This window comes from Paenibacillus mesophilus (assembly GCF_005938385.1).
Lineage (GTDB): Bacteria > Bacillota > Bacilli > Paenibacillales > NBRC-103111 > Paenibacillus_AB > Paenibacillus_AB mesophilus.
In genome coordinates this window covers 1-15,933 of the sequence record NZ_VCRA01000050.1, presented here as the reverse complement: position 1 = coordinate 15,933, position 15,933 = coordinate 1, and the positions used below count along the sequence as shown (strand labels likewise).

11 protein-coding genes and 1 pseudogene are annotated in these 15,933 nt (G+C 51.4%); 10 read left to right on the top strand and 2 right to left on the bottom strand.

What is annotated here, in order from left to right:
- Nucleotides 1–87 precede the first annotated feature (87 nt).
- The 6 genes from FE783_RS35905 to FE783_RS35880 all read left to right on the top strand — a co-directional run bounded on the left by FE783_RS35905 (nt 88) and on the right by FE783_RS35880 (nt 9,740).
- Nucleotides 88–1,116, top strand: coding sequence for an ABC transporter substrate-binding protein (locus FE783_RS35905; protein WP_238403398.1), 1,029 nt, complete (start codon nt 88–90; stop codon nt 1,114–1,116).
- A complete protein-coding gene (locus tag FE783_RS35900) occupies nt 1,097–2,107 on the top strand; it encodes a FecCD family ABC transporter permease (RefSeq protein WP_138884221.1) in 1,011 nt (336 codons plus the stop codon). The genes FE783_RS35905 and FE783_RS35900 overlap by 20 nt, the downstream gene beginning before the upstream one ends.
- A complete protein-coding gene (locus FE783_RS35895; protein WP_138884220.1) occupies nt 2,104–2,961 on the top strand; it encodes an ABC transporter ATP-binding protein in 858 nt (285 codons plus the stop codon). Before FE783_RS35900 ends, FE783_RS35895 begins: the two co-directional genes overlap by 4 nt.
- Nucleotides 2,958–6,641: a cobaltochelatase subunit CobN gene (locus FE783_RS35890; protein ID WP_138884219.1), complete on the top strand. Its 3,684-nt coding sequence runs from the start codon at nt 2,958–2,960 to the stop codon at nt 6,639–6,641. The genes FE783_RS35895 and FE783_RS35890 overlap by 4 nt, the downstream gene beginning before the upstream one ends.
- A 166-nt stretch (nt 6,642–6,807) precedes the next feature.
- Nucleotides 6,808–7,734: a magnesium chelatase ATPase subunit I gene (locus FE783_RS35885; RefSeq protein WP_202916320.1), complete on the top strand. Its 927-nt coding sequence runs from the start codon at nt 6,808–6,810 to the stop codon at nt 7,732–7,734.
- Nucleotides 7,731–9,740 (top strand): VWA domain-containing protein, encoded by a 2,010-nt coding sequence (locus FE783_RS35880; RefSeq protein WP_138884217.1) that lies wholly within the window; start codon nt 7,731–7,733, stop codon nt 9,738–9,740. Before FE783_RS35885 ends, FE783_RS35880 begins: the two co-directional genes overlap by 4 nt.
- Nucleotides 9,741–9,814: 74 nt before the next feature.
- On the opposite strand, the gene FE783_RS35875 is transcribed toward FE783_RS35880, so the two are convergent.
- Nucleotides 9,815–10,774 carry a stalk domain-containing protein gene (locus FE783_RS35875; protein WP_138884216.1) on the bottom strand — a complete coding sequence of 320 codons (960 nt, stop codon included), beginning with the start codon at nt 10,772–10,774 and terminating at the stop codon, nt 9,815–9,817.
- Nucleotides 10,775–11,329: 555 nt separating this feature from the next.
- Between FE783_RS35875 and FE783_RS35870 the strand changes: the two genes are divergently transcribed.
- On the top strand, nt 11,330–12,091 hold the full coding sequence (locus tag FE783_RS35870) for a hypothetical protein (protein ID WP_138884215.1): 762 nt from the start codon (nt 11,330–11,332) through the stop codon (nt 12,089–12,091).
- Nucleotides 12,092–12,280: 189 nt separating this feature from the next.
- Here the strand turns inward: FE783_RS35870 and FE783_RS38555 are convergent.
- Nucleotides 12,281–12,454 (bottom strand): annotated as a pseudogene (locus FE783_RS38555) (IS1380 family transposase); the annotation flags it as partial.
- 763 nt (nt 12,455–13,217) lie between these two features.
- Between FE783_RS38555 and FE783_RS35860 the strand changes: the two are divergent.
- The 3 genes from FE783_RS35860 to FE783_RS35850 all read left to right on the top strand — a co-directional run bounded on the left by FE783_RS35860 (nt 13,218) and on the right by FE783_RS35850 (nt 15,554).
- Nucleotides 13,218–14,159, top strand: a complete 942-nt coding sequence (locus tag FE783_RS35860) for a HipA domain-containing protein (RefSeq protein WP_138884214.1) — start codon at nt 13,218–13,220, stop codon at nt 14,157–14,159.
- Nucleotides 14,113–14,949: a hypothetical protein gene (locus tag FE783_RS35855; RefSeq protein WP_138884213.1), complete on the top strand. Its 837-nt coding sequence runs from the start codon at nt 14,113–14,115 to the stop codon at nt 14,947–14,949. The genes FE783_RS35860 and FE783_RS35855 overlap by 47 nt, the downstream gene beginning before the upstream one ends.
- 212 nt (nt 14,950–15,161) lie before the next feature.
- On the top strand, nt 15,162–15,554 hold the full coding sequence (locus FE783_RS35850; protein ID WP_138884212.1) for a hypothetical protein: 393 nt from the start codon (nt 15,162–15,164) through the stop codon (nt 15,552–15,554).
- Nucleotides 15,555–15,933: the final 379 nt, after the last annotated feature.

The window sequence follows — 15,933 nt, the reverse complement described above, 5'->3', positions numbered from 1 at the left end:
CGTTTGACGGGAAAGGGTATTTGGCCTATTATTAATCGTAATAATTACTATAGTAATTATTACGATTATACTTAGGGGGAGTTCAAATTGCCTTACTTGTTCAAACCTTACTCTCGCACGCTGAGCGGGTTGGTTCTACTGCTGTTTGTCTTCGGTTGTTCTTCACAGGTCGCCCCTACGAACGGGGTGACGAGCAAGACGGGCCCGGAGAATCAGACTACACCTTCAGTTGAGCAAGCAAAGCCCTTCTTGTCGTTCCAGGACGACGCTGGCCGTACTGTAACGCTACGGTCGAAGCCTCAAAAAATCGTAGTACTATCCCCGCAATTGCTGGATTTACTTTACGCCGTTGATGGGAGTGCAATTGCGAAAACGGTCGCCTCCGGGGGAACCGCCGTTCCGGAGAAGGCGAAAAATATTGCAGATGTCGGCGGAATTACTACGGTAAATATGGAGAAGCTACTTTCCCTGCAGCCCGATCTCGTTATCGGCTCGACCTCGTTTCATCGTGATTTCGCGAATATTTTGGACTCCAGCAAAATTCCGTTTGCGGTATTTACCTTGAGCACCTATAAGGATTTGAAGGAGAAGACGCCCTTGTTCGGCAAAATAGCCGGATCGGAAAATAAAGCGAGCGAAGAACTGGCGAACCTAGATAAAAAAATCACCGCGCTGACCGACAAGCTACCTGACAAATCACCGAGCTTTATCATGCTCAACGTGACACCGAGCAGCGTATCTGTGCAAAGGACGAATACGGTCGGACTAGAAGTCGCGAAAATGTTGAATATGAAAAATGTAGCGGAGACGCTGGAAGCTTTGCAAAGCAGCCAATCGACGGCGCCGTACAGTATGGAAAAACTGGTCGAGCTTAATCCGGATTACGTTTTTATTCTCATCCACGGCGCCCGTGCCGAAGGCGAGAAAAAAATTCAGACGGATCTGGCCGCGCAGCCTGCCTGGGCCTCCCTTCGGGCGGTGAAGGAAAACCGAATGTCGATTTTACCTTCCGATCTGCTGCTGTCCAATCCCGGCTTTCGTCTGAACGAATCGGTCGATTATTTGGCGAAGCTTGTCTATCCGGAGATATACGGCAATGGCAACGGAAGCAAGTAAGTCGAATCGAGTAACGGCTTCCAGAGGAGCGATTGTCCTTGCCGCTCTTCTCGCCGCGGCGTGCTTGACGATCGCATTCAGTATCAGCTCGGGGGCGGTATCGATATCGCTCTCGGACATCTGGAAGTACATATTCCACGGGTATGAGGGACCGATGAAGGAGATTATCTGGAACATTCGGTTGCCGCGTACGCTGGTGGCTGCATTAGTGGGCATGAATCTCGCGCTCTCCGGTGCACTGCTGCAAGGCGTCATGCGCAACCCGCTGGCCGACCCGCACATTATCGGAGTATCGTCGGGAGCCGGGCTCTTCGGGATCATCATTCTCATCTTGTATCCACATATGTCCGGCCTGCTTACTCCTGTCGCTTTTCTGGGTGCTACTCTCGCCGCGGTCATTATATACATACTCGCTTGGAAGCAGGGCATCAACCCGGTGCGGATCATTTTGGCCGGGGTTGCCGTATCGGCGTTTCTCGGATCGGGCATCTCCGCCCTACTGACGTTTTACAGCGATCGCGTCAACGGGGCGCTCGTCTTTCTCGTCGGAGGTCTTGCCGCGAAAAGCTGGCCGCAGTTGCATACGATGCTTCCTTATTCGATTGGGGGCGTAGGTCTCGCTCTGATGGGCGCTGCGCATTTGAACATATTGGCACTAGGGGATACGAACGCAAGAGGGTTAGGGATGCGAGTCGAGGCGACCCGATTCGTCATGACCGCCGTCGCTACGTTGCTTGCCGCAAGCGCAGTGAGCGTCGTCGGGCTGCTCGGCTTCGTCGGACTGATCGTCCCGCATTCGGCCAGACTGTTGATCGGCAGCGACTACCGGTTTTTGCTGCCCGCCACCGCCCTGCTCGGCATCACGGTCGTCACTTTCTGCGATACAGTGTCGCGTCTGATGTTCGCGCCGATTGAGCTTCCCGTCGGGATATTGATGGGCGTGTTAGGGGCGCCGTTTTTTCTGTACTTGCTGAGGAGGGAAACGGAATGAAGGCGCTACACTTGGCTCGCGTGTCACTTCAATACAATGGCAAGACGATTATCGACGGACTGGATTGGCAGATTGATGCGGGGAGAATCTGCAGCATTATCGGACCAAACGGCTGCGGCAAAAGCACGCTGCTCAAGGCAATCGCGCGACAGCTGAAGCCGGAGCAGGGCTCCGTGGTGCTGGAGGGAAGACCGCTCGCCGGATTCGCGCCGCGGGAGCTCGCGCGGCATTTAGCCATGCTGCTACAAACCCAGGTTAAGGTGCCGGATATGACCGTACGCCGACTCGTCGGATATGGGCGTTTCCCGCATAAGCCCGTATGGTCGCAAATGCGACGGGAGGACGAGGAGGTTGTCGATTGGGCATTAAGCGCAACGGGAACGGAATCGTTCGCCGGCCGCAAGCTGTCCGCCTTGTCCGGAGGGGAGCGGCAACGGGTGTGGATCGCCATGGCGCTTGCGCAGCAGCCGCGCGTTTTGCTACTCGACGAGCCGACGACGTATCTGGACGTCAGTCATCAATTGGAAATCATGGAGCTTGTCTCAGATATTAACCGGCTGCACGGGGTTACGATCGTTATGGTGCTTCACGATATCAATCATGCTGCGGCTTTTTCCGACGAAATCTCGGTTTTGCGCAATGGCACCTTGTACGCGCATGGAAAACCGGAAGATACGATTACCGAAGCGACGCTTGCCGATGTATTCGGCGTGAAGGCGCGTATTGAACGGGATCCGGAAAGCGGACGGCCGGTTTGTCTCATTACCGGCCTGATCGGGAGAGCAGGCAGGGCAAGTGTACCATCTATGGAGGAGTCGAGACGGATAACGCTTGAGGAGGCGTATATACATTGAATATTGCGATAGCAGCGGGCGGAGAGATTGCTCTAGCCCACTTGTCGGAAGCATACGACACCTTTGATGAACGGCAGCGGGAGGAGCTGGAACTCGTGCTGATCGACCTCGGGCGGGAGCTTGCGGGCGATTGGCTGGCTGAGATCGGAGAGAAGCTGGCGAAGGCCGACCTGGTACTGTTCGACGCTCATGGCGTCCGGAAGGAAACCGTAGTGGCAATAAGCGGGATGCTTCGGAAATTATCGGTGCAAGTCGTACCGGTGGGCAGCGATTCTGCGGAAATCCGATCGCTTCTGCGACTCGGCGTGCTTGCCGCCGAGGACGTACCTATCCATCCGGTCCGGCAGGCGGACGATTTGCCGGAGGCTAAGAGAGCGGATTACACCCGTTACGTGCGGTTGACCGAGTATTGGCGCGGCGGAGGCCCCGACAATATGGTAGGCCTGCTTTGCCTCGCCGGCCGCGAATACGGGGGGCACCTCTCCTTGCCGGTACCGGCTGAACCCGTTTTCGTTCGGGAGTTGTGCTTGTTTGATCCGACGGATAGAAGGGTATACGGCTCCATAGCGGCTTATCGGGAGAGCCGAGGCTATTCGGGCGGCCGCCCTGCGGTGGCGTTGTTTTTCCTGGGGAATGGCAACCCGACCGAGGTGGCTGCATGTATGGAACAACTGATGAGCCGAATCGAACCGATTGCCGACGTTTTACCGATTGCCTTCCCCTCCGTAATGAATTTTCCTATGGCGCGGTTGCGTGAACTACTGTTCCATGAAGAAAGCCGCATCAGCCTGATCATCAACACGCTACCGTTCCGTCTCGGAGTCGGACCTTCCGGTGAAGCGGCGGCCCAGACGCCGGCGATGCTGGAGACGCTGGGTGCGCCTGTTCTGCATCCGTTCCTGCTCTCGGGAACGACGGTTGACGAATGGCAAAGCGCGGTGCGAGGGCTTTCGGCATCGCAACTGCTCGTTCAGGTGATGATGCCGGAGCTGGACGGCTGCATCGAGACGTATCCAATCGCCGCCTTGCGGCGCGAAGGAGAAGACCGCGGCCTGGGCGTAAACCTCAACAAGCTGGCAGCCATACCCGAGAGGATAGAGCGGCTAGCCGGTCGAATTCGCCGCTGGCTTGAACTTCGGGAGAAGCCGAATAGCGACAAAAAGCTGGCGCTCGTGTGCTACAACTACCCGCCCAGCGAAGCCAATGTGTTTTGTGGCGCATTCCTCGACACGTTCGAATCGGTGTCCCGTCTGCTGACCGCGCTTCGGGAAGAAGGCTACGACGTGGAACCGATGAGCGCCGAACGATTGCGTTCGCGTTTCATGGACGGAGGGCTGGTCAATTCCGGCAAATGGACGGCGGAGACGGCGGCCGACGCCATGATCCGATATGCCGATCCGGATTTTTCAGGGAAGCTGGAAGAGACCTCCTGGGGACAAGAGGCGATCTTGCGTTGGGGCGAGCCGCCTGGTGATGTTATGGCGGAGGAAGGCTCGTATCTTATACCGGGCATCATAAACGGCAATGTGTTTATCGGCCTGCAGCCTTCGCGCGGTATTCACGAGTTTCCGGAAAAGTCGCTGCACGATCGATCGATTTTACCTACGCATCAATATACCGCGTTTTATCGGTGGATACGCGAAGAGATGGCGGCGGATGCAATCGTCCATGTAGGCACGCACGGCACTTTGGAATTTCAGCGCGGGAAGGAAACAGGCATGTCGGGAGATTGCGTCCCGGATTATCTGATCGGCGATTTGCCGCACTTCTACTACTATTACGTCGGCAATCCGTCAGAGGCGATGATCGCGAAGAGACGCAGCCATGCAACGCTGATCGGCTACCAGGCACCGCCGATGATGGAGGCCGAGCTGTATGGGGATTGGCTCGAGCTGGAGGCGCTGCTTCACGAATACCGGGAGGCGGAACAGCTCGATCCCGATCGCTGTGACAATATTTGGAGAAAAGCGTTGGAGATAGCGGAGGCGCTTCACTTTGTCGGCACGGAGCCGGAGGAGCTGGAGGAGGAGCTTTACCGGATGAAGCGGTCGATTATCCCGAGCGGCCTTCATGTGCTCGGCGTCGGCTATACGCATGAGGCCGCGGCCGCCCATATGCGCTTCGTGCTGCGTCACGAGCGCGGGGAGATTCGTTCGTTGCGCGGTCTGCTTGCGGAGCGCAAGGGGCTAGACATCGGGTCTTTGACTGACGCGAGGCAGACGGAGACTTTGCGCGAGCTGGATGCAGAGGCGATGACGATAGCGGACCGCTATCTCGAAGCGAAGGAGCTTCCGGTAGAGTATGCGGATGATCCGCCAGCCTGGCGATTGGCTTTGACTCGGACGCTGGAATACGGCAACCGGGCCTACGAAAGCTCGCGAGACAATAAGGAAATGAACGGATTGCTTCGGGCGCTGGAAGGAAAATATGTACCGGCTGGGCTGGCCGGAGATGCGTTGCGCAGTCCCGAGGTGCTTCCGTCCGGGCGCAATCTGTATCAGTTCGATCCCCGTGCCGTTCCGAGTCCGAGTGCGGCAGAGCGTGGCGCAACGGTTGCCGAAAATTCGATCCGGCAATATAGGGAAAACCATGGCGAGTACCCGGGCACGACGGCCGTTGTCCTGTGGGGGCTGGAAACGTCACGGACTCAAGGCGAGACAATCGGACAAATTATGCGTTACCTGGGGGTCCGCGTCAAGGGCGGTCGCGGAACGTTCCGGACCGAATACGAGATTATCCCTCTGCAGGAGCTGGGTCGTCCACGCCTGAATGTCGTCGTGCACATGACCGGACTTTTCCGCGACATGTTTCCGAATCTGCTCGACGATTTGAACGTCTTATTCCGGCGCGTATCCGAGCTTGACGAATCCGACGAAGATAACCGTTTCAAAGCCCATACACGTCAAACGGCTGAGAAATTGCGCGCGACCGGTCATGATTTGGACCGGATCGCCGACCTGGCTTCCGCCCGGTTGTTCGGCCCTCCGGAAGGCGAGTATGGCACGACGCTCACCCGTCTGATCGAAACGAAACATTGGACGGAGGAGGCCGATCTCGGACGCGCTTATGCGGACGGACAACAGCATGTCTACAGCTTGAAGGAACGCGGACGAGCCGAACCGGAGCTGTTCGCGATCCATTTGCAGGCGGTCGACATCGTCTCGCAAATACGCAGCAATCATGAGTACGAGGTAACGGATTCCGATCATTACTACGAATATTTCGGCGGTCTGGCGAAATCGGTGGAACTGGTCCGGGGTCGGTCGGCGGAGATACACATTACGGATACGACAGGCGAGCGTGCCATGACCGAGTCGGCGGAGCACGCGATTGCACGAGGGGTAAGGACCCGACTTACGAACCCGAAATGGATCGACGCTTCGCTCGAGCATCCTTATCACGGGACGCAGCAGGTGGCGCGCCGCTTCGAGTACGTGCTTGGCTTAGCGGCGACAACGGGGAAGGTCGAGCCCTGGGTATTCGATAGTCTTCATGCAACATATGTGGAGGATCGCGAGCGGAGCCGGCAGATGGCGGACAATAATCGCTGGGCATATCACGCTATGATCGAGACGTTGCTGGAAAGCCATCAGCGCGGCTATTGGCAACCGAACGCGGAGACGCTGGACCGGCTGCGCCGGAGGTACATCGAGCTGGAAGGAGATTTGGAAGAGGGATAAGATGCTGACCGACCATTGTCTTGGCAGTCTTGTCCCCGCCCATCCCTCCCTATGGTCGTCGGCAAGTGTTCAGAATACCGCTGACGGTCCCGACAAAGGTTGGTGATATGAAAGCCATCAAGCGAAGCAAAATCAACTATTAGGAGAGTAGATACGATTGTCCAGTATGCCGATCAACTATCCGTTCACAGCTATTGTGGGGCAGCTGTCGATGAAACGGGCGCTCCTGCTGAACGTAATCAATCCGCGGCTTGGCGGGGTGCTGATCCGGGGGGAGAAGGGCACCGCGAAATCTACGGCGGTGCGGGCTATCGCGGATTTGGTACCGAATTTGTCTGTCATAAACTTGCCGGTAAGCGCAACGGAAGATCGCGTCGTCGGAACGCTTGACATCGAGCATGCGATCAAAACGGGAGAGAAAAAATTCGAGCCGGGACTGCTTGCCGAGGCGAACGGAAACATCCTGTACGTCGACGAGATCAACTTGCTCGACGACCATCTTGTGGACGTTCTGCTGGACGCTGCGGCAATGGGAGTCAATACGGTTGAGCGGGAAGGCATCTCTGTCTCGCATCCGGCACGCTTCGTCCTCGTGGGGACAATGAACCCGGAGGAAGGCGATTTGCGGCCGCAATTGCTGGACCGGTTCGCCTTGTCGGTCGAAGTCGGCGGGGAGCGGGAGACGTCCGTTCGGGTGGAGGTGATCCGTCGCAGAATGGCTTTCGAAGCCAACCCCGAAGCGTTTCTCCGCGCCTATGCGGACGAACAGCGGCGGATGCTGGAGCAGATAGATAAAGCCCGCGAAGTGCTCCCGCATGTCGATGTTCCGGACCGCTTGCTTGAAACGGCGGCGAGTATCGGCATCACGCTGGAGGTGGAAGGCCACCGTGCCGATATTACACTGATCAAGACGGCGACGATACTGGCCGCTTGGGAGGGACGTCATACGGTCGAACAAGCCGACATGCAAGAGGCGGCTATGCTCGTTATGCCGCACCGGCTGCGGCGAAAGCCGTTTGATGAATCCGGCGGCGAACGGAGCCGACTAGAGCAGGCTATCGTCTCGGCAACGGTCGGGGCCGGTGCACGATGAAGGTCGAGGCGAGCGGCAAAAACTCCGCGGAATTCCGGCTGGATTGGGAAAGCGTTGGGCCCGATTTTCCGTTCAGCGCCATCGTCGGTCAGGAGAACGCCAAACTGGCGTTGCTTATGCACGCGATTAATCCGCGGTTGGGTGGCGTACTACTCGGTGGCGAGCGGGGGAGCGGCAAAACAATGCTCATAAGGGCGATATCCGCTCTAGTTCCGGACAAAAGACTCGTAGAGGTGCCACTTAACGCGACGGAGGATCGGGTTATTGGCAGCGTGGACGTGAAGTCGGCACTGCTTGCTGGGAAGCGCAGTCTTCAACCGGGGCTGCTGCATGAGGCAAACGGGAATATGCTTCATCTGGACGAGATCAACCTGCTGCCCGAATCGGTACTCCAGCCGATCATGGAAGCGGCATCCAGTGGTTTGGCCGCTGTGGAGCGGGAAGGGCTCTCGATCCGAAACGCAACCCGTTTTCTCATGTTTGCGACGATGAATCCCGAGGAAGGCTTGCTGCCAGCCGCCGTATCCGATCATTTCGGGCTTTATGTCCATGTGGGCGGCGAGCGTCAGCCAGCGGCAAGAACGGAAATCGTCAAGAGTCGATTGGCTTACGAGCGCGATCCTAACGCATTCGTACAGGGAGAGGAAGTCGAAATGACCTCGCTGCGATCCAGGCTGGCCGAAGCCAAGGAACGACTTTCCGGTGTAGTTATCGATGCTAAGGAGATGGAACTGGCCGTTATGATCGCCCGGGAGGCGAATTGTCCGGGTCACCGCGCCGAGCTTTTTCTCGTGGAGGCTGCGAAGGCGATCGCAGCTTGGAAAGGAGTCGGACAGGTAAGGGCGGAAGAACTGCGAAAGGCTGCCAGCTTCGTTCTACCACATCGGATGCGTAACAGGGACGATGAGAAACAGGGCGACGACCACGGGAGTGATGACTCGGGCGATACCTCAATAGGTCATCGGGAGAATGGGAGCGCACAACAAGCGGACAAAGTGACAAATCCCGAGCCTCAACATGGAAGTGCCTCGGAAATCGGCTCTGACAATAGCTGTTCTGACGATCGCTCCGGCGACAATCCGGCGCCGAATGCCATCCGGTACGAGGCGAAGGAAATCGTGGAGGCGGTAGGCGAGCCGTTTGACGTCCGGAAACTGAACTTCTCAAGCCGCGACAAGTTGCTTCGCAGCGGTAGCGGACGAAGAGCGCTGACTCGCTCGGATACGTCGCAAGGGCGCTATGTCCGTGCCACCACGGCGGTGGGAAAGATTACGGATGTGGCATTCGATGCCACGTTCCGTGCAGCCGCCCCCTACCAGACTTTGCGGCGGCGCGGTAAGATACCTGATACGTCGATCGTTGTCGAACGCGAAGACTTGCGAATGAAGAGAAGAGAGAGACGTGTGGGGGCGACCTTGCTCTTCGTCGTTGACGCGAGCGGATCGATGGCGGCACAGCAGAGAATGCGGGCAGTCAAAGGAGCGATTTTGTCATTGCTCCGGGACGCATACCGGAAAAGGGACAATATTGGCATGATCGCCTTCCGAAAGCAGACGGCGGAGCAACTATTGCCCTTCACCCGAAGTGTCGAGGCAGCCACGATCCATTTGCGCGAGCTGCCCACCGGCGGGAAGACGCCGCTGGCAGCAGGGTTGTTGAAAGGTTGGGAGACGCTGCAGGTCACGCGTGCACGAGACAAGAATATCGTCCCGGTCATGATCGTCGTGACTGACGGCAAGGCGAATGCCGGACTGCGGCCAGGACTGTCGGATTCGACAGCGGGAGGGGTTTGGCGGGAATGTTTGAACATCGGTGAGCAAATCGGGAAGAGTGGCATAATCGTACTTGTCATCGATACCGAGCAAGGGTTCGTCCGATTGGGCCAAGCGGCCTTGCTGGCGGAAGCGATGCAAGGTGACTGTTACCGTTTGGAGCATTTGGACGAAAGCGCGATGACTGAAGCAATACGTGGGTTACTCGGCAAGAGGCATCATTCGAGAACTTAAAAGCTGATCGGCCCATTGGTGTCACTAGTTTTTTGACCGTCTCCATACAAGGCAAAAAGCACTGACCAATGTGGTCAGTGCTTTTCGGACATTTCCAACTTTTTTACCAGCTTACCCTCGGAGAAGGTTCCTTCCTGGATAGTTTTTCCTTCTTTATTTATAGTTTTTCCTATACCATCAGGTTTCCCATACTTGACTTCACCTTCATAGATATCTCCATTGTCGTAAAGCTTACCTTTACCATTGGGTGCATTGTTTGAAAACTCGCCTTCATACAAGATTGTCGCATCTCCTGGATTATATGCTTTACCTATTCCATCCATTTTGCCATTCTTCCAGTCACCTTCATAGAAGAGCTTACCTTGAATATAATTTACTCCTTTGCCATGAGGCCGATCATTGAGAAAATCTCCTTCATAGTAGGTGTCCTTGGAAAAGATGACCTTACCCTTGCCGTTTAAGTGGCCGTCCTGAAAGGAGCCTTCATACCATACTTCCCCATTTAGAGTTAGCTTTCCTTGACCTTTCGCCAAATTATTACTAACAGCCCCCTCATATTTTAATAAACCAGAGGTAAGAGCTAAAGACATGGTAGAGGCTATTGAGTTATTAATTTTAATTGTTCTGGTTGCCCCACTCCATAGTACGTCTCTTTCTGTAGCTTCTCCGATAAATCGAAGAGGAACAAGCGTGGAACCATCAACAATGGTCGGCGCGATAGCAAGTTCTTTGTTTACCCCGTTGATTTTAGCGATTTTGCTATCTATTGTTAATTCCACTTTAAATTTTCCGCGTGTACCAGTAACGGTTTTGGTATCATCGTTCCAATCAACCTTTAGACCAAATTTTTCGAAAAGGGGGCGAAACTGAACAAGTGTGGTACCTTCTTCAATAATAGGATTCACATCGAAGTTTATTTGATCTTTACTAACAAAAACTTTGATGGGTTGTTCCTCAGCGAAGGAACTAAAAGGTAATAAGACTAGAGTTAGCAACATAGCAGTGAAAAAGATGAAAAACTTACGAGTTATCATAGGTCAGGGTCTCCTCTATTATGTAATCGCTCGCAACCTCAATTTCGATAAAAGTATAACCCACAATCTGGATGTATACAATGTTTTTTGTATATTTATAATGAGTTGGATGAGGTTAAGTGTCCGCGTTGCAACGGAAGAGGAACTATCGGTTATAATGTTGACGGATGCAAGTTGTGCCATGGGGACATGGTGGTATCGTCTGCAACGAGGGTGGCGTTACTTAAAAGATATGGTAACAGGTAAGCAAGGCATTTGTACAAGGACACGACAATTACGAAATTATACAAAGTGTGGGCCCCGTAGCTTTTTATGGCGGCCCTTTTTTCGTAATGCAGGCAAAGGTTTATTGTCGGAAGTCAAGAACATTGTTTCATTCAAAGCCGCAATGCTAGCGGCTTTTTACTGTATGTTACCAAGTTCGTGTCATTGGACAGTGTCAAGAACTTGGTAACATTCCCGATGGATGTCAAGAACTTGGTAACATTTCCGATCGAATGAATATACACCCGTTGGATGATCTTGGTACATTTGTGGTGAAATAAGGGAAAAAATGTGATCGGCGGGCAACGCCAAATCATCGGACAACTGGTGTGGGACGATTCCCAATACTTATACAGCAAACCTGGCATCGTATACGACGACGACCATTCGATGCTCAAGACTAGTAAGTCGCTCATGGATAAACCAGTATGGATGAACAAGAGTGAAGCAGAACAAGTGCTGCGGCAGGCAAAGATGACCAGGGAGAGGGATCCTTATCGTGGAAAATCGGTAGAACCGGACATCCGGCAAGACGGACTATATTACGAGGGGCAGCGGCTTTTGGAAGCATCAGAACTAGATTATGCATCAGCGGTGTCCAAACTCGAATTTAGTTTAAAACGTTTTGATCTGAAAGATGATCGGTACCTGATAGCCGTAGAGAGGAGGGATATTGTCCCTAGCCGTACGCTTCGGACAAATTATCTGCACCTATTTCAAGCAGGAAAAGCAACATTCCTAAGACAGCAAAATCCAGCCAAAGTCATACCCAATCAAGACGGAAGCTACTGGATAGCTTCGTATTTGGAATCATTTCGTTTGTTGAACACTTTGCAAATAAGCCGTCTTGACTCGGAGGGGCATCTTGAATCTTTAAATGAACAATGGAATGAACTGTCGGTTTCTATGGTCGGGTTAGGGAGTCCAATCCTGATTTCGGAGAACCGGGGTTCCCCAATCCCCAAACCGTCGATGGGAATATTTATGTTGTGTTATCAGGATATCCACTCGATAGGAACCGCCCGCAGAACGAACGCGGTCTCTACATGGTGAATCCTGAACTGCAACTCACAAAAGTAAATGCCGACCCCATAAGTATAGACAGCAGTCCCACGAATCAGCTTTATCTCTCAAGCGATATGCAGCTATACATGGTCGGGAGTGTAATGAATAAAGTCAGCAATCTCACTACCCAGCAAGCTGCTCTCTGGTACGACTATGAGCTGGTGAAAGCTGAATAGTGCGTTCCAGATCCAGATCGGTTTTAATCTCGCTGTGGAATTGTTCGCTCGTGCCGTGGTCGCGGTGCAACTCTATCACACGCCATGGCCCGGAGTGCAGCGAAGTCCAATAGACCTGTACCTCGATCTTGGGAATGAGGAGCAACTGGCCGTCCCGATCCATCGTCCGTCGAGTTGACATGAAACACTTGGCGAAGCTTGCGGTCGAACCCTTTCTCCTGAAATTCGATCATTCCGACAAAGCGGTTTTGCCATGTGTGAAAGAGAAGAGTTGCTGAGTTTAGCGGAACATTCATGTATTGGCCGAAAGCCATTACTCTCTCAAACGGATAACTGTAGGAGGACAAGAACATATATCCATATTGGCCCGCGCACAGCGCGTTTTTTTGTTTTATGGATATAACTTCTTGACCTTTACGCAGGACACCAAGTTGCATGGTTGTCCGAAAAGCGACAACAAGATGGTGTGTTTCCCACGGTGCCAAGTTTTAACTAGTCAACAGTGCGATGAATAGCGACAATCTTGATACTAGTAAAAACACTTAGTAACTTTCTGGAGAGTAACGCTGAGATTCTTCCTCTTATCCACAGCCTCGTCCTTGTCTTATGAAATGAAACTTACGTCAAACGTTACTTCAATGGTCCACCTATACAAAAGCGATAATAAACTAGGATTTCTCTCATTCCGTAAGATTGATTTTTAAGTTCACCAAAAACGGAATCTACATCGTCAACCCAGATGTGTGTTTATTAACCTTTACTCCATTATAGCATCGTCAGCTATACTCTCGAATAGTTATGTGAAAAGCTGGGCAAAAAGGATAATGCATATTAATTTTTACATCACTCAAATTGGATACTCTGGACGGAACAAGAAAGTAATGAGATAGTAGAAATAAGAACCATAAATATGCATTGTCAGCTGTTGGAGGGATAGTATGTGGGATTTAAACTCTCTAGGCATCTTAGATATGACTGCACTGGATAAAAAAGCTGTGGAGGGAATAAGGACGAGTTCACAATCGTCTGCCGGTGTCTTAAAGAAATTCAGTGTGCAGATTGGCGAAGCATCCCTGTTTGTAAAATCGGGATACTCCTTTGGAAAGTTGTATAGTATTCGAGAGCCTGTAACAGAATGTATTGTAAGCGAGATCGGGCACAAGTTGGGCTTTAACGTAGTAAAATACGCACTTTGGGTAATCAGCCGAGACTTGCTTGATTCAATAGAATACACTAATCCAAGTGATGAAGATGAGGAAGAGGAACTTCCAGCCGCAAGAACAGTAAACGGTAGACCTTCATTTCAAAGATTTTTAATGGAGCAAAGAATGGTTCTAGTGAGCGTATGCGGATCCTTTATTTCAGGGAACGAATCTTTCCATAGTTGTGCGAAAATAGCGCCATTATTAAAAAATCGTAAGCTATATGAAGCATTAATAAGTAGCGAAAAGAACAGGGTCCATTTGGACCAAATGATCTTAATGGATTATATTGTTCATAACACTGATCGACACACAAAGAACTTCGGTTTTCTCTTTGGAGAAAAGATAGACCCATATATGGCCCCTTTGTACGATCATGGATTATCCCTACTATCCTATTACGAGGACTCCTTGGTGGAGGAATATGGTATGGATTTATTAACCTTCGATATCGGAAAACCGTTCGGTTCTTTACAAGCCTGCTTAGATTTAGTTGATCCTAAGTCAACTCATGGAATAAATTTTGCTGTAACATCCGATGAATTAATAGCAATTGTTGATAAGTATCAGGACGTGCTAAGTGAAGCAAGGATAACATTAATAAAAAAGGTCATTAGGAGGGGATGGGATCATGTCAGAAATAAATTTTCTGTTTTACAAGAAAATGCCGATAGGTAAGTTTATTGAAAACGGAGATATATTGACGTATGAATCCATCGAAATAAATGCCAAGAGAATTCCAAATGGTTTGGGATTTCCGATTGGGTTGTTCCCAGTTTCGGAAACATGGTTCTCCCCCCAATCTATAGATTCTAATCACATTCCAACTAAAGATGATATTTATTTGTGGTTATCGGATAGAGTATTTCCGGAGGATAGGCAAGGCGCTGAATTTTTACTTCACGATCTAGGGCTTAATTCATATGATATGTGGCAAATAGCCAAGAGAACCAAAGCAATATCGATGAATGATTATTATTGGATAGCCAAAAGTTTGGAAGAAAAATATGAAGATGTACATCCTCGACACAGATTGGATACCAAGAATGAAGTAAAGCATATTATTTCAAAAGATAGTGCGGATATTTCTGGAAGGATTGTTGTCAGATTAGGCACGACAGCTGATCCTGATGTGATAAAATCAAATATTTTGCGCAAAGTTTACTCTTTTCCTGATACTTTCAATCAAAGTATTAAAAGCAGAAAGAAATTAAATTTGGTGTTAAAAGCTCATAAACGTCGTAACAAGAGTGTTACTTCTGTGTTGGGAAGTGACCTTAACAAGGTATTTCAACAAATAAGTGATCTAGATCATGCATTTCCCATTTCCATTTCTATGGGCTGGACGATTCCACATTCGGTTAATCCAGAAGGTATCGTTAAAAATAGTGATTCAATATTTTTAAAAATTATCAATAATAAAGAAAATTCCGATTTGAACCTACCAAAAATCAAAGAAGATGAATGACCTCGCTTCTATTAATGTTCCGTAATTCTAAAACAAGTCGTAGAGATACTCGTCCGCTTGAAACGGCCCGGCATCTTTTCGGCCGGATCGGGACAACTTAAAGGCGAATGTTTCCAGACGCTTTTTATAGGAGGTGACCATCGCGTGGATCAAGAAAGTAGAAGCAAGGAGCAATTGGAACAGGACCTGGCGCACGCCTGACGGAAGGGGAAATGGCGGCGAACGATCCGGACGAAGCGGTGCTGGACCGGCTGAGTCCGCGGTATGTGGCCCGCGCGCAAGCCGAGAAGGATCCGATCGTCGAAGAGACGAACATCGTCCGCAGCGTCATCCGCGAAATCGATGACCGGTACGACGATTATATGCAGCGGGGCGGGCGAACGCGAAGGGCGAAAGGGAAGGGCGAAAGGGAAGGGCGAAAGGGAAGAAGGCGGGGACGGCTCCATCACGTCGGACGAATCGCGACGGCAGCGACGCCCGTAAAAACCGGGGGCGCTGCCTCCGGTTTTTACACCGGAAGTGTCATAGGACAAGAACATATAGCGTATCGAATCCGCGTACATTGCGGATTTTTTGTTTTAACGATACATGTTCTTGTCCTTTAACAATACATGTTCTTGTCCTCCGACAATAACGTTAGTGCAATAAAACCGATAAAGGAGCTGCCGCGGCAGCTCCTTTTGCTTATTCACAAAATTAGGGTTTTTGTACATATGTTACTGCGGGGCGTTGAGCTAAAAGGCAGATTAGTGCAGTATTGGTGTCCGGCGACACAAACATGTGCGCTTTCGCGACACAAACATAGTTGTTTACAAGAACTTGATACCATAAATGACAAGAACTTTATCCCATTTTCGACATAAAAAACAACGTCATAAATTTAGATTCATGACGATGTTTTTTAGTACTACCCCGTGTGCTGGTTTCACATTTCATATCTTTGTTCGTCAGTCCTAAAAATCCTTGTTCATTGAATATCACTTC